At 36.9% G+C, this 21,166-nt stretch carries 26 protein-coding genes; 16 read left to right on the top strand and 10 right to left on the bottom strand.

Annotated elements, in window-relative coordinates; all coding sequences use genetic code 11:
* The first annotated feature begins 45 nt into the window (after window positions 1-45).
* Both MHH88_RS17635 and MHH88_RS17630 read left to right on the top strand, forming a co-directional pair.
* Window positions 46-498, top strand: a complete 453-nt coding sequence (locus tag MHH88_RS17635; protein WP_069509848.1) for a DUF86 domain-containing protein — start codon at window positions 46-48, stop codon at window positions 496-498.
* The gene (locus tag MHH88_RS17630) at window positions 495-1,247 is read left to right on the top strand and encodes a TIGR01457 family HAD-type hydrolase (RefSeq protein ID WP_069509845.1); all 753 of its coding nucleotides are present in this window, start codon (window positions 495-497) and stop codon (window positions 1,245-1,247) included. The genes MHH88_RS17635 and MHH88_RS17630 overlap by 4 nt, the downstream gene beginning before the upstream one ends.
* A gap of 100 nt (window positions 1,248-1,347) precedes the next feature.
* Here the strand turns inward: MHH88_RS17630 and MHH88_RS17625 are convergent, their stop codons facing one another.
* Window positions 1,348-1,584, bottom strand: a complete 237-nt coding sequence (locus tag MHH88_RS17625) for a YuzB family protein (protein WP_024364838.1) — start codon at window positions 1,582-1,584, stop codon at window positions 1,348-1,350.
* Between the two features lie 383 nt (window positions 1,585-1,967).
* Between MHH88_RS17625 and MHH88_RS17620 the strand changes: the two genes are divergently transcribed.
* On the top strand, window positions 1,968-3,035 hold the full coding sequence (locus MHH88_RS17620; protein ID WP_069509842.1) for an NAD(P)/FAD-dependent oxidoreductase: 1,068 nt from the start codon (window positions 1,968-1,970) through the stop codon (window positions 3,033-3,035).
* Window positions 3,036-3,124: 89 nt separating this feature from the next.
* Here MHH88_RS17620 and MHH88_RS17615 read toward each other — a convergent pair whose 3' ends face one another.
* Window positions 3,125-3,460, bottom strand: coding sequence for a YuzD family protein (locus tag MHH88_RS17615; protein WP_024364840.1), 336 nt, complete (start codon window positions 3,458-3,460; stop codon window positions 3,125-3,127).
* Between the two features lie 84 nt (window positions 3,461-3,544).
* Between MHH88_RS17615 and MHH88_RS17610 the strand changes: the two genes are divergently transcribed.
* Complete coding sequence (locus MHH88_RS17610; RefSeq protein ID WP_024364841.1) at window positions 3,545-3,781, top strand: NifU family protein; 237 nt, start codon at window positions 3,545-3,547, stop codon at window positions 3,779-3,781.
* Window positions 3,782-3,831: 50 nt separating this feature from the next.
* Here the strand turns inward: MHH88_RS17610 and MHH88_RS17605 are convergent, their stop codons facing one another.
* Window positions 3,832-4,524 (bottom strand): DUF2225 domain-containing protein, encoded by a 693-nt coding sequence (locus MHH88_RS17605; RefSeq protein ID WP_339263116.1) that lies wholly within the window; start codon window positions 4,522-4,524, stop codon window positions 3,832-3,834.
* Window positions 4,525-4,706: 182 nt separating this feature from the next.
* Here MHH88_RS17605 and MHH88_RS17600 point away from each other — a divergent pair, with 182 nt between their 5' ends.
* Window positions 4,707-5,081: an iron-sulfur cluster assembly accessory protein gene (locus tag MHH88_RS17600; RefSeq protein WP_069509836.1), complete on the top strand. Its 375-nt coding sequence runs from the start codon at window positions 4,707-4,709 to the stop codon at window positions 5,079-5,081.
* A 341-nt stretch (window positions 5,082-5,422) separates the two neighbouring features.
* On the opposite strand, the gene MHH88_RS17595 is transcribed toward MHH88_RS17600, so the two are convergent.
* Together MHH88_RS17595 and MHH88_RS17590 are read right to left on the bottom strand one after the other, a co-directional pair.
* The gene (locus tag MHH88_RS17595; protein ID WP_339259695.1) at window positions 5,423-5,767 is read right to left on the bottom strand and encodes a hypothetical protein; all 345 of its coding nucleotides are present in this window, start codon (window positions 5,765-5,767) and stop codon (window positions 5,423-5,425) included.
* A gap of 95 nt (window positions 5,768-5,862) precedes the next feature.
* Entirely contained in the window at window positions 5,863-6,261 is a 399-nt protein-coding gene (locus MHH88_RS17590; RefSeq protein ID WP_339259693.1) for a topoisomerase, read from the bottom strand.
* Between the two features lie 367 nt (window positions 6,262-6,628).
* Between MHH88_RS17590 and MHH88_RS17585 the strand changes: the two genes are divergently transcribed.
* Window positions 6,629-7,714, top strand: coding sequence for an SH3 domain-containing protein (locus MHH88_RS17585; RefSeq protein ID WP_339259691.1), 1,086 nt, complete (start codon window positions 6,629-6,631; stop codon window positions 7,712-7,714).
* Between the two features lie 294 nt (window positions 7,715-8,008).
* Here the strand turns inward: MHH88_RS17585 and MHH88_RS17580 are convergent, their stop codons facing one another.
* Entirely contained in the window at window positions 8,009-8,572 is a 564-nt protein-coding gene (locus MHH88_RS17580) for a hypothetical protein (RefSeq protein ID WP_339259689.1), read from the bottom strand.
* Between the two features lie 272 nt (window positions 8,573-8,844).
* Window positions 8,845-9,336, bottom strand: a complete 492-nt coding sequence (locus tag MHH88_RS17575) for a CarD family transcriptional regulator (RefSeq protein WP_339259687.1) — start codon at window positions 9,334-9,336, stop codon at window positions 8,845-8,847.
* A gap of 36 nt (window positions 9,337-9,372) precedes the next feature.
* On the opposite strand from MHH88_RS17575, the gene MHH88_RS17570 reads away from it, so the two are divergent.
* The 3 genes from MHH88_RS17570 to MHH88_RS17560 all read left to right on the top strand — a co-directional run bounded on the left by MHH88_RS17570 (window position 9,373) and on the right by MHH88_RS17560 (window position 11,032).
* Window positions 9,373-9,930, top strand: coding sequence for a MarR family transcriptional regulator (locus MHH88_RS17570; protein WP_339259685.1), 558 nt, complete (start codon window positions 9,373-9,375; stop codon window positions 9,928-9,930).
* A gap of 135 nt (window positions 9,931-10,065) precedes the next feature.
* Window positions 10,066-10,563, top strand: coding sequence for an NUDIX domain-containing protein (locus tag MHH88_RS17565; protein WP_069509818.1), 498 nt, complete (start codon window positions 10,066-10,068; stop codon window positions 10,561-10,563).
* A 139-nt stretch (window positions 10,564-10,702) separates the two neighbouring features.
* Window positions 10,703-11,032, top strand: a complete 330-nt coding sequence (locus tag MHH88_RS17560) for a YuiB family protein (protein ID WP_024364851.1) — start codon at window positions 10,703-10,705, stop codon at window positions 11,030-11,032.
* 63 nt (window positions 11,033-11,095) lie between these two features.
* On the opposite strand, the gene MHH88_RS17555 is transcribed toward MHH88_RS17560, so the two are convergent.
* A complete protein-coding gene (locus MHH88_RS17555; RefSeq protein ID WP_036205676.1) occupies window positions 11,096-11,578 on the bottom strand; it encodes a divergent PAP2 family protein in 483 nt (160 codons plus the stop codon).
* A gap of 124 nt (window positions 11,579-11,702) precedes the next feature.
* Between MHH88_RS17555 and MHH88_RS17550 the strand changes: the two genes are divergently transcribed.
* The 7 genes from MHH88_RS17550 (at window position 11,703) to cysI (ending at window position 19,044) form a co-directional block, all read left to right on the top strand.
* Window positions 11,703-13,211 (top strand): leucyl aminopeptidase, encoded by a 1,509-nt coding sequence (locus tag MHH88_RS17550; RefSeq protein ID WP_103977751.1) that lies wholly within the window; start codon window positions 11,703-11,705, stop codon window positions 13,209-13,211.
* Between the two features lie 65 nt (window positions 13,212-13,276).
* Window positions 13,277-13,495: a uroporphyrin-III methyltransferase gene (locus MHH88_RS17545; RefSeq protein ID WP_069509812.1), complete on the top strand. Its 219-nt coding sequence runs from the start codon at window positions 13,277-13,279 to the stop codon at window positions 13,493-13,495.
* 310 nt (window positions 13,496-13,805) lie between these two features.
* The gene (gene cobA, locus MHH88_RS17540; protein ID WP_339259682.1) at window positions 13,806-14,582 is read left to right on the top strand and encodes a uroporphyrinogen-III C-methyltransferase; all 777 of its coding nucleotides are present in this window, start codon (window positions 13,806-13,808) and stop codon (window positions 14,580-14,582) included.
* Between the two features lie 12 nt (window positions 14,583-14,594).
* On the top strand, window positions 14,595-15,344 hold the full coding sequence (locus MHH88_RS17535) for a sirohydrochlorin chelatase (RefSeq protein WP_339259680.1): 750 nt from the start codon (window positions 14,595-14,597) through the stop codon (window positions 15,342-15,344).
* A complete protein-coding gene (locus tag MHH88_RS17530; RefSeq protein ID WP_080653410.1) occupies window positions 15,344-15,493 on the top strand; it encodes a YezD family protein in 150 nt (49 codons plus the stop codon). Before MHH88_RS17535 ends, MHH88_RS17530 begins: the two co-directional genes overlap by 1 nt.
* A gap of 28 nt (window positions 15,494-15,521) precedes the next feature.
* Window positions 15,522-17,306, top strand: a complete 1,785-nt coding sequence (locus tag MHH88_RS17525) for an assimilatory sulfite reductase (NADPH) flavoprotein subunit (RefSeq protein ID WP_339259678.1) — start codon at window positions 15,522-15,524, stop codon at window positions 17,304-17,306.
* A gap of 16 nt (window positions 17,307-17,322) precedes the next feature.
* On the top strand, window positions 17,323-19,044 hold the full coding sequence (cysI, locus tag MHH88_RS17520; RefSeq protein ID WP_339259676.1) for an assimilatory sulfite reductase (NADPH) hemoprotein subunit: 1,722 nt from the start codon (window positions 17,323-17,325) through the stop codon (window positions 19,042-19,044).
* Window positions 19,045-19,195: 151 nt separating this feature from the next.
* Here the strand turns inward: cysI and MHH88_RS17515 are convergent, their stop codons facing one another.
* Both MHH88_RS17515 and cysW read right to left on the bottom strand, forming a co-directional pair.
* The gene (locus MHH88_RS17515; protein WP_339259674.1) at window positions 19,196-20,266 is read right to left on the bottom strand and encodes a sulfate/molybdate ABC transporter ATP-binding protein; all 1,071 of its coding nucleotides are present in this window, start codon (window positions 20,264-20,266) and stop codon (window positions 19,196-19,198) included.
* A 15-nt stretch (window positions 20,267-20,281) separates the two neighbouring features.
* Window positions 20,282-21,157, bottom strand: coding sequence for a sulfate ABC transporter permease subunit CysW (gene cysW / locus MHH88_RS17510; protein WP_339259672.1), 876 nt, complete (start codon window positions 21,155-21,157; stop codon window positions 20,282-20,284).
* Between the last annotated feature and the right edge of the window lie 9 nt (window positions 21,158-21,166).

Here is a 21,166-nt window from a genome sequence, read left to right as displayed (position 1 = left end):
AGAAAAGACTATCAACTTTAAATGATTTGAATGGGGGCTTTCCTTGTGTATTTTGTAGATCGAAATAAAATCACAACAAACTTACAGTACTTAGATAAACTATTAGCTATTTTGGAGACAGAGGAAAACTGGCTACAAAATGATATTAAGAAATTAGCGATTGAACGTATTGGTCATAATGTGATGGAATCAATGATGGATGTAGGGAACTTGATGATTGACGGTTTCATTATGCGTGATCCAGGTAGCTATGAGGATATTATTGATATTTTAATCGACGAAAAAGTCGTATCGACTGATATGGAAGCATCGTTAAAAGCTGTTGTAGGCTTACGTAAAATGCTCGTTCGTGAATTCGCATCTGTAGATATTTCAGAAGTTGTGACGGTTTTAACAGCAAGCTTACCTGCTTTAAAGCAGTTTGGACCAGCAGTGAATAATTACTTAACAAATGAGTTAGGTCCCGTATCAGCATTTTTACCTGAGGATCATCAATGAAAACCTATAAGGCTTATTGCTTTGATCTAGATGGTACTGTCTACCGCGGAAAGGAAGGTATTCCTTCTGCGGTTGCTTTTATACAGCAATTACAGCAGCAAGGGATTGAGCCGTTTTACGTAACAAATAATTCTTCTAAAACGAGAGAGCAGTTACAAGAAGCATTATACGCAATTGGCGTAGAAGCACCACTTCATCATATTTATTCAAGTGCTTTAGTAACCGCAAAATATGTTGCTATAAATTATCCAGATAAAAAAGTAGCGATGATGGGCGCTGACGGTATTCGATTGGCGTTGTTAAATGAAGGAATTGAACCTGTAGACAATGAGCCAGATGTATTTGTTATGGGAATCGATCGCACATTAGATTATATGGCACTAGCAAAGGCTACAATTGCTGTACAAAATGGTGCGGCCTTTATTGCAACTAATCAAGATATTAAATTTCCAACAGAATATGGATTTTTACCTGGAAATGGCTCATTTGCGCGCCTAGTAGGAGAGGTTGCTGGGGTTGAACCAATCTACATCGGGAAGCCGTCTGCTGCAATGCTCGACATTATTGCGTTAGAGCATCGTTTGACAAAAGATGAGATGGTTATGATTGGTGATAACTATGATACGGACATTATGTGTGGTATTCATTTTGGCTGTGATACCATTCATGTCAATACAGGTGTAACACCAACAAGCGAAGTATTAACAAAAGAACAGCAACCTACTTATTTAATGGAAACGCTACTTTAAATGAGGTATAAATTAACAAAGGATGTTATGCCGATTTTGGTATAACATCCTTTTCATATGTGTAACTTTATTTTGTTGGGACTCAAACTTTGACGAACAATTACCATAATGGATTTTCATCAATAAATTGATATATAGCTTTTGTGAGCTCCTCTGGTGAAGCAGCTTCCACTAATTCACCATTTACAATCGCGTAAAAAGATTCAGAACACTTTGTACAGTAGCTAAGGCAGCCATATTCCAAAACGTCGATATTTGGATCGCGTTCGAGTATTTCATAAGTTTTTTGTGAGCCATTTGCTAAATTACTTACACAAAATTCAACCATTGGATTCATATGTTCACCTCACCATTGATATGCTACTAGCTTTTGAAACGTTCGTCAATCATTTAAATTGATTGAGCTGAAGACCTTCACATTTATAGGAATGCTACTAGGCATTTACATTCAGTAGGAATGCAAATTATTGAAGGATACTTTTGAATGGTATAAATTTTAAGTTGAACTTTTCAAGTCGGCTTGTAACCACAGGGTACAAATTATGCCGAGATATAATTGACTTTGGCATAATTGTTGTGTAAAAACGCAAAGAAGTGATCGATATTGTGAAATCTTTCACAAAAATGCAATCTTATATTGTGAAACTTCTCACAATCGGTTATACTCATTTGTGGATACTTTGTGAACAATTATTATTAGATACATTAAAGGAGACTATTATGGGGAAATTAGTACTTTTAGGTGGCGGCTACGGCAATATGCGTGTCATGCTTCGACTTTTACCAAACAACTTACCTTTGGACACGGAAATCGTGTTAGTAGATAGAGCACCTTTCCATAGTTTAAAAACAGAATTTTATGCATTAGCAGCAGGGACTTCAACAGATAAAGAAATTCGTGTAAGTTTCCCAGAGCACGAGCGTTTAACGGCTGTGTATGGTGAAGCCGTTGAGATTAACCGTGCTGAAAAAGTAGTCATTCTAGAGGATGGGCAACGTATTGAATATGACGATTTAGTTATTGGTCTAGGCTGTGAGGACAAATACCATGGTGTACCAGGTGCAGAAGAGTACACATACAGCATTCAGACGATGGCAAAATCACGTGCAACATTCCAAGCGTTATGTGGTTTACCAGCAGGCTCAACTGTCGGCATTGTCGGTGCTGGTTTAAGCGGTATTGAGTTGGCGAGTGAGCTACGAGAAAGCCGTGCTGATTTAAAAGTAAAATTGTTTGACCGAGGTTCACGTATTTTAAAAGACTTCCCAGAGAAGCTTAGCAAATATGTGAAAGATTGGTTTACAAAACATAATGTAGATGTTATTGCGAATTCTAATATAACAAAAGTAGAACCAGGGAAAATTTTTAACCATGAAGAGGAAATACCACTGGATGCAGTAGTTTGGACTGCTGGTGTGCAGCCTGTTAAACTTGTGCGTGAAATGGATGTTGAAAAAGATCGTCAAGGTCGTCCGATTGTCACTCAATACTTTAATGTGTTGGATGATGAGCATGTATACGTTGTTGGTGACTGCGCTTCTTCTGACTTTTCTCCTAGTGCACAATTAGCAGAAGAGCAGGCAGAGCATATCGTGAAAGTATTACGTATGCGTTGGAAAGGTGAGCATTTACCAGAAAAAATGCCTGATATTAAACTAAAAGGTTTCATGGGATCATTAGGTAAAAAACAAGGTTTTGCTTACTTAGCGGATACAACTGTTACTGGTCGTATTGCACGTTTAATGAAATCTGGATTACTATGGATGTACAAATATCAAAATGATTAATGCGTTGCTCACGTTCTTTTGAGCATACTAGTAAATAATAAAAGGGATTGCTCAAAGTTTAACTTGTGAACAATCCCTTTCATTTATTATTAAACGGTTTCGTCTGGTGTAAAGCCAAGGTTTTCAAGGGCATTAAAGACCGGCTTTAATTGGACATAACCTTCTCCTACTACTTCATCATTGATGAGCACGAGTGGATAGAAAAATTCATCTTCTTGAATACGTCTAGCATAATCCAAATCACGTTCATTCTCAATTGGACCTTCAATATCGACATAGCGAATAGCATAAGCTTGGTCTGGATATTTACGATCAATAGCGGCTTGCAACCACTCATATGTATCCTTAGAAGATGGTGCATTGACACAGCTAGCACAGATGACCGCAGTGCCGTAAATTTCGATAATTGGTTTTGTTTGATCCATAGTATTTATTCTCCCTTGTGATTCTATATTGGATTTTTTCTGTTGCTAACATTATAATCATTATAAGGAAAGGAGTCGAGACAAATGGCAGAAGCAACAATTAACGACCAAGTTCAAGAAGTATTAGATAAATTACGTCCATTCTTATTACGTGACGGTGGAGACTGTGAATTAGTAGATGTAGAAGATGGCGTTGTAAAATTACGTTTATTAGGTGCATGTGGTAGTTGCCCTAGTTCTACGATTACATTAAAAGCAGGTATTGAACGTGCTTTATTAGAAGAAGTACCAGGAATTATTGAAGTAGAACAAGTTTTCTAACATTTACGTACAAAAAAGTTCTAGCTAATTTTGGCTAGAACTTTTTTTATTTACGCTTGTCGAGATTTTTCTTTTTCTTCGCGAATCAGTGTCCATTGTTCCTTTGCCATATCGATAATTTTTGCTTCGCCACCAATACTTTGTTTCTCAATAACCTTAGAAAAGAAGCGTGTCGCATTTTCAATATCACCGATACGTCGTGATAGCTCGGCAATCATATACATAATGCGTACATCGGACATTTGAGTTGTGCTGTAGTCCTCATTTGAATAGGAATCCATATAAAGATCTCGCGACATTTTCATAAAACGCTGCTCTTGGCCTTCATTTTTTAATGAACGATATAACCACGCAAGGCGTAAAGTCAGACCAGCAGTAGCAACGAATTTTTCTTTTTTAATGGTAGCGCATAAAAATGCTAATTTATAGGCTTGAATCGCTTGGAAGACCGTACGTTCACCTTTAAAATCATGGTGAACCCATTTTTCTGTAATTTGTGTCTTTAGCTCATCTTGTACGCCAGGGGCAAAATATTTTGTAAAGTCCTCTGTAAAGGAGAAGCCACAATGCTCACAAACAAATACATTGTAGTAAAGAGCATTAACATCGTCTGCATAAATCGGCTGAAAATCGGTTTCTGTATGATCCACTTTTATGAATTTAGAGCGTACTTTTAATGTTGGAAATTCTTTTTTACAATTAAGACATTGGATTTTTTTTTCGTAATACGGGGAAATCTCCATAATATATACCTCTTTCATCGATGTAATTATAACTATTATACCAATAGATGCATTTAACACATGAATAAAAAATACTAATTAAGTGAAAATATCGGGAATTTTGCTAATAATCTACTTCAAGCTGAATGTTTGTCATACAATAGTCAAAATTGATATGATAAGTAAGAAGGAAGGTGATTGGGATGACAAGTTTAAAGCAAGTAATAGAAGTGACTGAAGCGGCTGCATTTCATATTAATGAAATGATGGAGCATAATGAGGAGCAAGGTTCTTTTTTACGCGTAGCTGTTAATGGTGGCGGATGTAGTGGTCTATCGTATGGCATGCATTTCGATAAAGAGAAAAAAGAAGACGATTTTGAAGATGTACAACATGGTTTAACGATTCTTGTTTCCCGCGAAGATGCGCCTATTTTAATGGGAACAAAAATTGACTATAAACAATCGTTAATGGGCGGTGGCTTCACCATCGACAACCCAAATGCCATTGCATCTTGCGGCTGTGGCACAAGCTTTAAAGCGGCAAAACGTGAAGGTACGCCTGAAGTTTGTGAATAATTAAACGTGATATAAATATTGAAGAAGGGTTGTATAGGTCTATACACTCCCGATTATAAGTAAACACAACCCTAAATTAGTGTCGTTAGGGCTGCGAATACCAAGCCTTTTTGATTTGTCTGTTGCGGAAAGCATCACAAATTGAAAGGGCTTTTTTATATGGTTAAAAAAGAGTAAATAAACAGTGGAAAGATGGCAATGTAGAAAGAATATCCAAAAACTTAGAACAATCAATTGACCTAATGGTTTCTGCTAAAAATGCAGAGGGGCTTCCTATTCTTATTATAGTAACTGCGTAAGTGAAAAGTGTTCCTTCTTATAACAGGAAACCAATATCATAATTATTTTTCTTTTATAAAAAAGAAACCTGTTCCATTTTCTTGTGGTATAAATCCTTCTTTAATGGACATTTTTTCTATAGTGTTTTGTTCATCTGCTGTGATTACAGCGGTAACATCCTTTTTTTCAGCTGGCTCCCCTTTAATAAAAAAGAAACCTGTTCCATTTTCTTGTGGTACAAATCCTTCTTTAACGGACATATTTTCTACCATTTTTTGTTCTTCTTTTGTTATAACCGTAGTAATGTCTGTTTGTTCTTTAGCTGATCCTATATTGTCTTTTGCAAAACCAATTGTAAATGCTAAAACGTCTGTTAAACCAATAGTGAAGACTAACTTCCCTTTCATATAAAAACCTCCATTTGAATGTAGTTTGAACTAATAACATATTTCTTTATAATTTTTCCTTATACAATCTTAGAAAGCAACTTAGAACTTCTCCATTAGAGTTTCTCAATTTTTATTGTTATATTTTCTTCGCTAATTGTGATGTTTTCTGTTTTAGATACTTTCTTTATAGAATCTTTAATTATTTGTTTAATCATCTTATCATCAACTTTTATATCTTTCGAAAAGCTTATTGATATATCAATAATTCCTTTAACGGGACTACCACTTACCATTATTCCTTCTATTGACTCATTATCCATTTCCGTTTGTTCTGTTATAGATGCCATTATTTCTGTTTTAAATTCTGAAATTAAATTTAATTCTTTTGATTCTGATATTACATTTGCATCATTTTCCTTATTTCCCGTAATATCTATAATTTCCTCTTTATTGCAGCCAACTAACAAAATTGAACTAAAAACAATTCCTGAAAGCATAGCTCTTTTTAACACTTCTACCCCACCTTTATAAATAAATTACATATTTTGAAAAAATATCAATACTAAGTTTAACGATATATATTGGCGAAAGTTTCAATTTAAAACATAATATGGTGCATGTTGCTTACCTTATTGAATTGATAAAAGTGAGTGAATATATACACATATTTATAAAGAAAGACTAAAGTATTTTCTAGAACGCCTTAAAGCTCATTTAAAATATATCAAGGTTGTGCACAGTCGAAGCAATGAAAGAGGATTACATTACTTGTTTATTCATGTATGTTCAGCTTTAAAAATAGGTAAAATTTATTATGGAAATATATACAGTAAATAGTAAAAATGGTAGAATAGTGAAGATTAAAAGGAGGTCATTTGATTGAATATACTTAAGAAATGGTTTGTTGCAGCCTTTGTACTCATTATGTTATTTAGTTTTCAGCACCAAGTAGCCGAAGCAGCAGACTATCGAACAGTAAAAGTTGTGAGTGGCTCCAGCTTAATTGTTAGAGAGTCGCCGAGTGATACAGCAAATTCGGTTGGTAATCTAGATAAGAACCAATTTGTAATAGAGTTTTCTACTTCTAATGGTTGGTCTCACATTCAAGCTGGTGATGTTAAGGGATACGTTAATACTTCATTTTTAAGCGTTCCACCTTCAACAATAAAAATTGCAAATTCTAAAAGTGGTCTTGTTGTAAAATCTACGCCATCACTATCGGCAGCCACATTAGCGACATTGAAGTACAATATGGTCGTTGAAGATTATGGTTCGGTAGGGAATGGATGGTCCTATGTGCAATATGGTAATGTGATAGGCTATGTTAAATCGGATTTTATGGGAAAGACTAAAACATCGACTAAGTATGTAAATACAAGTAGTGGGGTTGTTGTTCGCAATATTGCCAGTCAATCTGGAGCTTCAGTAGGTTCATTAAGCAATGGTACACAAGTAACAGTACATTCTACATTAGTAGGGTGGTCTTATGTAACGGCTGGTAATGTTAAAGGGTATGTAGTCGATTCATTTTTATCGAAAAAGAAACCTGTTGTACCTTTCAATAATATTAACTTTAAATTGTCTATTCGTGATGTAGAGAGAAATGAAAAATCAACGTTTATTCAAAAAATTCAAGACGATAGAGAAACTTATTTAATTTATGAGACGAAAAAATATGGCTATTTTGCAGAGTTAACGTACATTTTTATAGGTGGGCAATTAGAGTATATTAGCTATGATTTCTATCCAGATCAAAATAGTTATCATACATGGGATGAAATGTCTGTTTTACATGATATTCTGCATAGAAAAGGAGTTGAAGAATTTGGTAATGACTATCAATTCACATATGAGAAATATAATAGTTTATATACAACTTGGGAAAAGAGTGGTTACAAGGCATTGCTAACAGTGCACGATAACTATCTTTATACAACGGCAAAGTTAATATATTATCGTAAATAAAATTCATATAGTTAGAACTATTAGATATAAAGCCTTTTAAGTAGGTGCTTGCAAAAGCATAATTAATTTAAAAGGCTTTTTTGTATGATTTTAAAGAAGGTGAAATTTGCAATAGAGAATGAATATTCAGTGTTAGTGATCTGGTTGTATTTATAAAAAAGCCTCACATTGTTGTAATGTAAACCTACAGTAGCGATTGAGAAAGCAGCATAAAAAGACTTGTGCTGAATAGTCGTTCGACGCACAAGCCTTCACAAAAGTATTTCTTTGAAAATATATAATCCTATTAAGATGTTAAGGATACCAAGAAAGTTTGGAATCACTATATAATGGTTTATTTTTTATTTCCTCACTCAATGTATTAAACCATTGACGTGAAATTTCTTCTGCTTTGAGATTGATATCGTCATTATCTTCCCAGATTATATGAGAAAACCAAGCTCCTGTTGCCCATTCAAATTGCAGTTCAGCAAATGAAATTTTAGGATGGTTCACTTGAATAAATTTATCATTTACTGCTTTAGAAACGTTAGAAGCTTGAGGTAGTAACTCATTTTGAATTTTTTCTATAATTGTAGGATTTTCAAGCTCATGCCACTTCAATAGATTCCCATCAATTTGGTAAAAAATATGGAAAGATGGCTGTACACCCATATCTATTAAAATAAAGGCACGTTCTACTGTGTTGTCAGTCGCCTTCACTGCGTTTACGATAATATTTTGTGCAATTTCCTTCCAAAAGTCATTTGCCTCATCTAATGGTGACGCTAGAGTAAACGCAGACTCAAGTTCAGAAATATCAGCTTCTGCTTTATTAACCTCTTCAACTTTTTTAAAAAATCTATTAAAGAACCCCATTAATTGCCTACTCCCCGATTTTAATTATGATAAATAATTTTAGTATTGTTGCTTATTTGTTAACTAAAATATATCTATTACAAATAATAACATATAAAAGTAATAAATAAATGGTTATGTAAATTTTTAGGGGCATAGGGTGAGCAGGGTGTTGTAGATAAGTTTACTTTGATTTTGGTGAAAGGGGATATTCGTACAAGTAAGAAAGAAGCTGCGATATATCTTCTTAAATAGAGATATTTGCGGCTTCTTTATGTACCGGTAAAAGATGGTTAGCTAAGTTTCGCTACTACATAATCATAAATTTCCTCTGAAGGTTTATCGAGTGCAATGGAGAACTCCGAAAATATAATTTCTTGTAAAGAGTGCAGTAATTTTTCTTCTTGATTTGGGAATTTTTTTTCGTTCGCTTCATATTCGAACTTTTTGCGTAGCAGTGTATTTAAGAGGTTCGCTTGCTTTTGTCGATCACCGGTTTTAATAATTTCTACGTGAAATCTCATACGATGTGTGTTTTGTTCAATCCATTCCACACCAGGAGACGTAAAGGATTGTAAAATTTGAATGGCTTCTTCTTTTTTTATAACATCTCTAAGCTGTTTTTTTGCATTGTCAATAGGAGTACGTATCGTTAATTTTGAATCGTTTAGTGGTTGTAAAACGTAGTAAGTTTTAGTAATGTCGCTAAAGGTTTGTTCACAAATATCTTCAACTGAACAAAGTCCATGTGATGAATAAATGACTACATCGCCAACATTATACATGTATATTCCCTCCATCAAACATTATTGTCAACTTGGTTGACTAAATTAATTGTAAACAATAAAGGAACTTTTGTCAACTTAGTTGACGATGGCTTCGTTTTTTTGTATAGTAATTACGAAAATTATGGAATGAAGGTGAACGAGTTGAAGGACGAATTGCAAAATCGAGATGTCATTGATTTGTTGAGCGAACGTCATGAAATACTTCGACGACTTGCTGAAGAGAAATGGAATAAACATAATACAGTCCATATATCCAACTCAGAATGGCATATTTTAAGCAAAATTTATAAAAACCAACCGACTATTTCAGAAGTAACAAAAGTTGTGGATTTTTCTCGCCAAGCCACTCATAAATTTATTAAAAGTTTAGCAGCTAAAGGTTTGGTGGAAGTGAGCAATGCTGAGAATAGTAAAAAGCACAAAGTAATTCGAATGACGAGCTTCGGTGAAATATGCTATGAGCAAAATGAACGTAATAAAGCAGAAATTGAACAGCAATTAGTTCGTACTATCGGAGAAGAGCAAGTAGCGAAATTAAAAAATATCTTACAACTTAATTGGATGGAGTGCCAGTCACCGGAACAATTCTGAATATTTCTATCTATTGCGCAGGACGAGTGTGCTGATTTTAAGGCTTCTTCTGCAACGATATCTCTTTTTTCTACAATTAAAACTTCTACCTATAGAAAGCTTAACGCTATAATATGGACATAGAGGTGAATGGATATGAAAAAGGATCGAGGCAAAGTTTGGTTAGGAGTCGCGGGTTGTACTGTCAATGAGCTTGGACAATGGCTTGTTGTCAAAAAGGCGTATAGCGGTTTAAAGGGGCGCTGGTCATTACCAGCAGGTTTTGTAAATGCAGGTGAAACAGTGGATGAGGCGATTGTCCGGGAATTACAAGAAGAAACAGGTTTAGATTGTTATGTGTCGGGCTTAATAGGCTTTCGTACAGGTGTGATTCACGGTGAAGTTAGTGATAATATGGCTATTTTTTATTGTAAGATGAAAGACGAGCGACAAAAGCTGTGTATTCAAGAAAATGAATTGTTAGAGGCAAAATGGTTATATCCATGGGAATTGGCACAGGATGAAATGACATCGGTCATGTTAAAGGAAATGGTTTCTAATCAGTTTGAACAGCATCAATTAGATGCCATTGAGGGTATCAATCCAGGAGAGGTATTCGGTTACACTTCTTACCGTTTATTCTTTAAAAAATAGTGCAAGGAACAGCAAGTATATTGACTGAAAGTTGACGATTTACTAAAATATGACGAACATGCGAAATGAAGGATGTCTTCATTGAAAGCACTCTCATAATCATGTAAACTAATGAGAGGAAAACGGAGGTTATACATACATGGGTGGTTCAGTTTCATTAGTACAGTTAATCATTTCAATTGTGTTATTTTTCGTCATGTTTTTTGGTATCGGATTCTTATTGAATATGTTACTGCGAATGACATGGTTAATGGCAATTGTATATCCAATTGTTGTTGTTTTTATTGTCGATGAAGTAAGCTTTTTAGACTATATTTTTAAACCTGGTTCAGCTTTCCCAGCGCTGTTAGAGAAATTGCAAGCACTTCAAACAGTAGATATTGCTATTTTATCTGGCGGCTTCGCAGGAGCGATTGTAGCAGGAATTGTGATGATTTATTTACGTAAAAGTGGATATCGAATGTTTTAATATTTACAAGACACAATGTAATTGTGAAAGGAGCTGGTTCGAGGATGTGAACCAACTCTTTTTTTATTGAATAAATTGATAGGCTATGATGGCGATAAAGATGCCAGTCAATGCTCCGAAAAATACCTCACTACGCTTATGCCCAAGCAAGGTTTTTAATTCTTCCATTTTTTCTTGCCCATCCATTTGTGGCCAATCCTTAATATCACGTAGCAATGTTTGAAAATCTTTGCGCAATTGATTTAAAACAACGGCATGTTGTCCTGCTTGGTATCGAACACCACTTGCATCATACATGACAATAAAAGAAAACATAGCCGCTATGGCAAAAATGGGAGAATCTAAGCCTGTTTCATAAGCGATTGACGTTGTTAACCCTGTAACAGAAGCGGAGTGTGAGCTAGGCATGCCTCCAGTAGATGTGAATAGTCCCCATTTCAATTGTTTGGTCATTAAAAAGTGAATGGGGATTTTAACAAACTGTGCAAAAAGAACGGAAAAGAGGGCGACGAGTAGAGGCGTATTTTGAAGTATCGACATATTCATCACAACCTTCACTTGTAATTATTTTTATTATAACATTCATTATTTTCTAAAAGAAGAAATAGCTAAATATTACGTGCATTTCTGAAAGTTAGGTATAATAGAAATATTGAATGGAGGAATATTTATGCATATTGTTAAAGAAGCAAAAACATTTGAAACGATTTCTACAGAAGTATTAGTGGTGGGGGTCACAAAACATCGTGAACAAATGCAAGATTGGGCAAGTTTTTCGACTTTTTACGGAGAAGCTCTGAATAGTTGGCTTAGTGCAGGTGATGTTTCGACTGAACTAAAAGCCATTACGAAATTGCCATTTATGAAGGAGCATGCCCATCTAAAACGAATTTTATTTGTTGGCTTAGATGAACGTAAAAACTTAACGGAAGGCGATTTGCGTGCAGCCTTTGGTTTAGTCGGCAAAGAGCTAAATGCTTTAAAAGTGAAAGAGTATTCCATTTGGTTAGAATCATTTACAACTGAAACAATAACGGTAGATGATGTAGCATTTTTAGCAGGAGAAGGCACAACGCTAGGCTATTATACGATTCCGCATTATAAAACAACTTCAAATGAAGTGGATAAGCGCATTGAAGCTGTACATTTCGTGACTACTGCTGAAGATTTAGACAATGTTGTGGCTAGCTTTGAGGTTGGAATTATTTATGCAGATGCCGTAAATGAAGCACGTAGCTTAATTAATCTTCCACCAAATTTATTAACAGCGACAGATTTAGCAAATTATGCACAGTCCCTTGCTATTGACTATGATTTTGAAGTGGAAATTTTAGATAAAGCCCAACTAGAGGAACTGGGAATGGGTGGTATTTTAAGTGTAAATCAAGGCTCATATGAGGAACCTCGCCTTATCACTTTAAAGTATAAAGCAACAGAAGATTTCACTGATCCGATTGGGCTTGTCGGTAAAGGTGTAACGTATGATACAGGGGGCTATTCTCTAAAACCTAAAGATTCGATGGTTGGAATGAAGGGCGATATGGGTGGTGCAGCAGCTGTGCTTGGCGCTATGAAAATTATTGGTGAATTACGCCCTAATAAAAACGTCGTAGCCGTTATTGGTTCTACAGACAATATGGTTTCGGATACAGCCTTTAAACCTGATGATGTGATTACAACTTATAGCGGTAAAACGGTTGAAATTTTAAATACTGATGCTGAAGGTCGTTTAGTACTGGCAGATGCTACTACATATGCTAAACAACAAGGTGCAACTGCGCTAATCGACGTTGCCACTTTAACTGGTGGTGTTATTACAGCTCTTGGTTTAGATAAAACGGGTGCGCTTTCTAATAACGATGAATTCTATGCGAGTTTTATGGAGGCAGCACAAGAGACAGATGAGTTTGTATGGCGTATGCCGTTAACAGAAAGTGATAAAAAGCGAATTCGGAAATCAGATATTGCAGATTTAAACAACTCTCCTGGTCGCGATGGCCATATGATTTTCGGAGGTGGCTTCGTAGGTGAGTTTGTTGGGGATTTACCATGGATTCATTTAGATATTGCAGGTACATCGGATGCAGTCTCTGCACATGATTTAGGACCAAAAGGCGGTACAGGTGTCATGGTGCGAACATTAGCAAACTTTGTGCAACGTTTAGGTGAAGAGAAATAGAGTAGGCAAAGGACTTGCGGTATATGTACCTCCCTTCATACGATAGAGAAAAAGGGAGGTAGCATATGCGGAATTTCGGAGGATATCCAGGAGGCTTCGGTGGCTTCTTTTGGCCAATTGGCGCACCATTTTTTGGAGGATTTTTAGGCGGTCTACTTGGATCACAATTTAATCAATATCCAAACTATCCAAACTACCCTAATTATCCAAACTATCGTCCATACCCACCAGGTCCATTTTACCCGCCAGGTAGACCATACCCGAGGTATCGTAGACCTTATTAATGTGATTTAAATGGGGCCAGCAGTTTAACAGTTGGCTCATTAAAAAGTAAAAAAGTATGCTAGGAGTATTCGCTCCTAGCATATTTTTTTGCGTCTTGTAACGATTGGTTTTTTCGTTGACTTGTAAAATGAATAAAACAACTGTTGACAGAATATACTAAATTATTTATTATTCTTATTATATTACTAAGAATTAAAATTAAAAATAAAAGCTGACTAGCAAACTAGAGGCTCTTATTATCCAAAGGCAGGACTGTGTCTATGGATAGTATGAGTCTCTTTTTTTATCAATGGAAAGGAGTGCAACGACATGGGGAAAGTGTTCATAGTAGGAGCGGGTCCTGGAGATGTTGATTTGATTACAGTGCGTGGATTGCGCTGCATTGAACAAGCAGATGTCATTTTATATGACAGACTGGTCAATAAGGAATTATTAGCCTATGCGAAAAAAGGTGCCAAGTTAATATTTTGCGGTAAATTACCAAATCGGCATGCCATGATTCAAGAGCATATTAATCATTCTCTTGTAAGCTATGCTCAACAAGGTTTTATCGTCACAAGGTTAAAAGGAGGTGACCCATTCGTCTTCGGTAGAGGGGCGGAGGAAGCTGAAGTACTGGCACAACATCATATACCATTTGAAGTCATACCTGGTATTACATCTGGTATAGCTGCACCTGCCTATGCAGGTATTCCTGTTACACATCGGGATTTGAGTTCAAGCTTTGCAATGGTCACAGGGCATATGCGAGAAGGAAAAGATGATGGAATTCAATGGGAAAGCCTTGCTAAAGGGATTGATACACTTGCGATTTATATGGGTGTTGGCAATTTACCTTATATTCAACAGCAGTTACTGCGATATGGACGTGATGCGCAAACGCCTGTCGCACTTATTCATTGGGGAACATGTGCACAACAAAAAACGGTGCTAGGTACATTGGCAACTATTGTGGATGTCGTACAACAAGAAAAAATTCAAAATCCGAGCATGATTGTAATTGGTAAGGTGGTGACATTAAGGGAAAAAATCCAATGGTTTGAGGAAGTTTGTCCACAAATGCCTTTCAAAGAGATGTCAGTATAAGGAAGTGTTTTGATGCAAGCGATTTTATATGTAGCACATGGAAGTCGTGTGAAAGCTGGTGTAGAGCAAGCAGTTGCATTTCTACAACGCGTGCAACAGGACATTGCATTACCAATACAAGAAATTTGTTTTTTGGAACTAGCCGAACCGACGATTGCCCAAGGTATAGAAAACTGCTTCCGCCAAGGAGCAACAGCCATTGCGATTATGCCAATTTTATTGTTAGCCGCGCAGCATGCCAAGCATGATATTCCAAAGGAAATTGACAAAGCACAAAAGCGATATCCAACAGTGCATTTTACATACGGTGAACCACTCGGCGTACATGAACTATTAATTGATACACTTCAAAAACGAATTTTAGAAACACAACTCCATTCTAACAATGCAAGTGTATTACTGATTGGACGTGGCAGCAGTGATCCAGCAGTAAGAGAGGATTTAACAAAAATTGCATTAAGATTACGCGATAAATATGGTTATGGAAAGGTTGATACGTGCTTTTTATACGGGGCGGGTCCTAATTTGGAGGAATGGTTAGCACAAAGAAAACAAGACAATGAGCAGGTATTTATTGTGCCGTATTTATTGTTTACAGGCATTTTACGTCAAAGTATTGCTAAGCGTTTACAAGGATATGAGGTAAAAAACATGATTTTATGCAATAGCTTGGGCTATGACGATAATGTAAGAAAAGTATTAGTGGAACGTATTATCGATTTAATAAAACGAAATTATTTGGAGGAAGGGTGTTTTTCGTAATGGTAGATAAAAGAAAAGAAAATATAAATCTAGCATTAGATAATGTCCGACAAATTTTAAATACAGTTAATCATGGCTCAATTACATTAACTGTTCAAAACTTTTACGTTGTACAAATTGAAAAGAAAGAAAAAATACGTCTTAGATAATTTAATAATGATACGTGAGGTGGCTTAGTTGAAACTGCAAGTAATTAACAGTCCTTTTAATGAGGAACAGGTGAAGCTATTAAATGAACTTCTACCTAAATTAACTGGAGAACAAAAAATATGGTTGAATGGATACTTAAGTGCTCCACTAACAACACTAGATACCGTTGTAGAAGAAGCAGTATTGTCGGTAGTACCTGAGACGAAAACGGTGACGCTATTATATGGCTCACAAACAGGAAATAGCCAAGGACTCGCTGAAAAATATGCAGCTGCATTAAAAGCAAATGATATTGAGGTGACTGTCACATCTTTAGCAAAGTTTAAGCCAAATAATTTGAAGAAAATAACGAATCTTTTGCTCGTAGTGAGTACGCATGGTGAAGGGGAACCACCCGATCAAGCAATTCAATTCTATGAATTTTTGCACAGTAAACGTGCACCTAAATTAGAACATCTGCACTTTTCCGTTTTGGCATTAGGAGATAGCTCATATGAATTTTTCTGTAAAACTGGGCAGGATTTTGACGCACAATTTGAAAAGTTAGGTGCGAAACGCATCGTGTCACGTACAGACTGTGATGTTGATTACGATGAGCCAGCAGCCAAATGGTTTACAGCTGTTCAACAGGCATTATTACAGCAAAGTGATACAAAGATTGTCTCGAATGCAACGCCATTATTAGAAGCAGAGGCTACATATTCCCGCAAACATCCGTATTATGCCGAAGTACTGGAAAATATCAATTTAAATGGTCGTGGCTCGAATAAGGAAACACGTCATATTGAGTTGTCCATTGAAGGTGCAAATTTACATTTTGAGCCTGGAGATAGCATTGGTATTTTGCCAGAAAATGATGACTCTTTAGTAGATGCATTAATCACAGCCTTACAGTTTCATCCCCAAACAGCAGTAACGGTGTTTGAGGAATCCATGCAATTAAAAGAGGCGCTTCAAAAAAAATTAGAAATTACAGTGTTATCGAAGCCTCTTTTACAAAAAATAAGTGCATTTACGGTGCATAAAGCATTGGCAGAGCTATGTGAAAGTGCTACAGCATGGAAGGATTATGCAAGAGGAAGAGATTTACTTGATGTCGTTGAAGATTTTGCTCCTTTTACTTGGGATGCACAACAGTTTGTAGCCCTTCTTCGTAAAATTCCAGCGAGATTGTATTCCATTGCTAGTAGCCAATTGGCCAATAGTGATGAAGTCCATTTAACAATTGGTAAAGTGAGTTATGAAACGGCTGGTCGAAAGCGTTTAGGCGTGTGTTCGGGCAGTATTGCAGAGCGAATTCAAGTGGGCGATACAGTACCGATTTATGTCCATAAAAATCCAAACTTTAGATTGCCAGAACAAGCAGATACACCAATTATTATGATTGGGGCGGGCACAGGTGTTGCGCCGTATCGTGCTTTTTTAGAGCAGCGAGAAGAGGTAGGAATAACAGGGAATTCTTGGCTGATTTTTGGCGATCAACATTTTGTCACCGATTTCCTTTATCAAACAGATTGGCAACGCTGGCTTGCTTCAGGCACATTAGCTCAAATGGATGTTGCTTTCTCACGTGATACAGATAAAAAAGTATACGTCCAACATAAAATTCTCGAAAAGGCACAAGTATTTTATAAATGGCTTGAGCAAGGGGCTGTTATTTACGTTTGTGGTGATGAAAAATCGATGGCTGCGGATGTTGATCAAACAATCTGTCGCATTATTGAGCAGCAAGGGCACAAAACGCCTGAAGAAGCGAAAGCATATATCAATGATTTGAAACAACAAAAGCGCTACCAACGTGACGTTTATTAGTAAAGGAGCGAGATAAATGACTGGAAAAATTATTTTACCCCCACAACCTGGAACACCAAGTGATGTCGAGCGTATTAAAAGCGATAGTAATTATTTGCGTGGGACACTGGAAAGAACAATGAACGAACCTTTAAGTTCAGGTATTCCTGAAGATGATAATCGCTTAATGAAATTTCATGGCAGTTACTTACAGGATGATCGAGATTTAAGAAATGAACGGCAACGTCAAAAATTAGAGCCGGCGTATCAGTTTATGGTGCGCGTACGTACACCTGGTGGTGCGGCAACACCTGCACAGTGGCTTGTTATGGATGAGATGGCAAGAAAATATGGCAATGGTTCATTAAAATTAACAACGCGTCAGGCATTCCAAGTGCACGGGATTTTAAAATGGAATGTCAAAAAATATATGCAAGAAATAAATGAAGTACTGTTAGATTCTCTTGCTGCATGTGGGGATGTTAACCGCAATGTAATGTGTAATGTCAATCCCAATCAATCAGCATTACACGAGGAAATTTACAATTGGTCGGCAAAGTTAAGTGAGCATTTATTGCCTAGAACACGTGCCTATCACGAGTTATGGCTAGATGGCGAAAAAGTAGTGGATAGCCAAGAAGAAGAAATCGAGCCAATTTACGGTGCACAATATTTGCCTCGTAAATTTAAAATTGGTATTGCGATTCCACCGAGTAATGATGTCGATGTTTATTCACAAGATATTGGCTTTATTGCAATTGTTGAAGATGAGCAGCTTGTAGGTTTTAACGTAGTCGTTGGTGGAGGTATGGGGATGACACATGGTGATTATGAAACGTATCCACAGCTTGCGCGTATGATTGGCTTTATTACGCCAGATAAATTACTTGAGACGGCAGAGAAAATTATTACGATACAGCGGGATTATGGCAATCGTTCAATTCGTAAAAATGCCCGTTTTAAATATACAATTGATGCACGTGGACTCGACTGGTTTAAAACAGAATTACATCGTCGGCTAGGGTGGGAAATACAAGCGGAGCGTCCATTTACATTTGAGCGAACGGGCGATGAATTTGGTTGGATTAAAGGTGCAAATGGTAAATGGCATTATACGTTATTTATTCAAAATGGGCGCATTAAAGATTTTGAGGATTATGAGCTGTTAACAGGTTTACGAGAAATTGCCAAAGTGCATACGGGTGACTTCCGGTTAACACCAAATCAAAATTTAATGATTGGCAATGTATCGCAACAGCAGAAGGAAATCATTGCTGCGCTTATTGAGCAGTATAAGTTAACAGACGGTGCCCACTATTCAGCGTTGCGTCGTAATTCCATTGCTTGTGTGTCGTTGCCTACTTGCGGTTTAGCAATGGCAGAGGCGGAACGTTATTTGCCTTCACTTATTACGAAAATTGATACGATTATTGATGAAGCGGGTTTACATGATACGGAAATCGTTATTCGTATGTCGGGTTGCCCAAATGGGTGCTCACGTGCTGCAATGGGTGAAATCGGCTTTATCGGCAAAGGTCCAGGAAAATATAACATGTATCTTGGCGCAAGCTTTACAGGCAATCGTTTAAATAAAATTTATCGCGAAAATATTGGGGAAGAAGAAATTTTAGTCGAACTACGTCCAATTTTGCTGCACTATGCAAAGGACCGTGTAGAGGGCGAGCATTTCGGGGATTTTGTCATTCGTGCAGGTTATGTAACAGCCGTCTTTGATGGTCGAGAATTCCATAAGGAATGAGGGTGTCAGGCACTCAAACAATTCTGAATTCTACTAGTGCCAGGCACTCAATAGAGGTAAGAACGCTTCCAGCAAAACGGACATCAACAGCATAGCGAAAAGTGTTAGATTGAAGGCAGTCAATCTAACACTTTTCTTTTTTGTCCCAGCTTTAAATAGAATAATCTTCTGGGATAAATACTTTTAATTGCTTTGGTCGCACAAATACATTGTCGCCTACTTTAAGATGAAGACTTAAAAATTGTTCTTTTGTCAGTTCTGCCTCTAAAAATTCATCCATGTCATAACGACGGAGTTCAATTTGAACAATCGGTCCAAGCAAATGAATATGGCTTATATAAGCGGGGACAGTGCCTGCTACCGCTGTTTTTTCAATTTGTATATCGTGTGGTCGCACATAGCCTACTGCATCTTCTTGTGTATGGGCATGCGTATCTGGCACATCAATGGCAAATTCTCCATGTGTCAACTTACCGTTATGTAAACGCCCTTTAAAGAGGTTAACATTACCTAAAAAATCATAAACAAATGGACTTTTAGGATGGGTGTACACTTCATCTGGACTTCCAATTTGCTCAATTTTACCGTTGTTCATCACGACGATACGATCTGCGACATCGAGTGCTTCTTCTTGGTCATGCGTAACAAAAATACTTGTAATATGAAAATCATCATGTAACTTCCGCAACCAACGCCGTAATTCCTTACGCACTTTTGCATCAAGTGCTCCAAATGGTTCATCTAGTAAAAGGACTTTAGGTTCCACAGCAAGTGCACGTGCAAGTGCAACTCGTTGACGTTGGCCACCAGATAGCTGTGTTGGATAGCGATCCGAAAAATTGTCTAGTTTAACAAGTCGCAGTAGGGTCATTACTTTATCGGTTATTTCTGCTTTGGATGGTCTTGTTTTACGTGGTCGTACTTTCAATCCATAGGCAACATTATCGAAGACCGTCATATGGCGAAAGAGCGCATAGTGTTGAAAGACAAAGCCTACGTTTCGTTCCTTCGGGTGACGATTAGTAATTGTTTGACCGTCAAATAAAATTTCGCCGACATCCGATGCTTCTAGCCCTGCAATCACGCGCAGTAAAGACGTTTTACCAGAACCAGAAGGGCCAAGTAGCGCTACCAATTCACCAGATTGAATATCGATGGATACATCTTGTAAAGCTTGAAAAGAACCAAATTTCTTAGAAACATTTTGAATTTGAATGCTCACGCAAGAATACCTCCTTTAAATTGATTTCGATTTCCATGCAACAATATCTTTTATAACAAGCGTAATAATCGCTAGCACACTCATCAATGAAGCAACAGCAAAAGCTGCTGAAAATTGGTATTCATTGTATAAAATTTCGATATGAAGCGGCATAGTATTCGTCATACCTCGAATATGACCTGAGACAACAGAAACTGCGCCAAACTCGCCAATGGCACGTGCATTACATAAAATTAAACCGTAAATTAACCCCCATTTAATATTGGGTAATGTTACATACCAAAAGGTTTTAAAGCCATTTGCACCAAGAGAAATAGAAGCTTCTTCTTCAGCGTTCCCTTGTGCTTGCATTAACGGGACAAGCTCACGTGCAACAAAAGGCAATGTTACAAATATAGTCGCAAGCACAATGCCAGGTAAGGCAAAAACAATTTTAATATCATTAGCAAATAGCCAATCTCCAAATAGTCCTTGTGCACCAAATAGCAAGATAAATACTAAGCCTGCAATAACGGGCGATACAGCAAAAGGTAAGTCAATTACTGTTAATAATAAATTTTTACCTTTGTAATTGAATTTCGTTAATGCCCAAGCAGCCATAATGCCGAAAATGGCATTTAAAGGAACGGCAATGGCTACTACTGTTAAGGTCAACTGAATAGCAGCTAAAGCATCTGGATGTGCGATTGCTGCAAAGTAGACGTCTGCCCCTTTTTGAAAGGCTGTAATAAAAATCGATACGAGGGGGAGAACGATAAAAAATGCTAAAAATGCCAGTGCAATAAATGTTAATACATAACGAAAGAAGCGAGGCTCCTGTAAGGCAGCGGGCTTTGCTGCTACAATCCGTGTTTGTGGAGCCGAAGGTTCAATAATCGTAGACTGATCCATAAATACCTC

The sequence above is a fragment of the Lysinibacillus sp. FSL K6-3209 genome (assembly GCF_037976175.1).
Classification (GTDB): Bacteria; Bacillota; Bacilli; order Bacillales_A; family Planococcaceae; genus Lysinibacillus; species Lysinibacillus sphaericus_D.
This window is presented reverse-complemented; position numbering and strand designations above follow the sequence as displayed.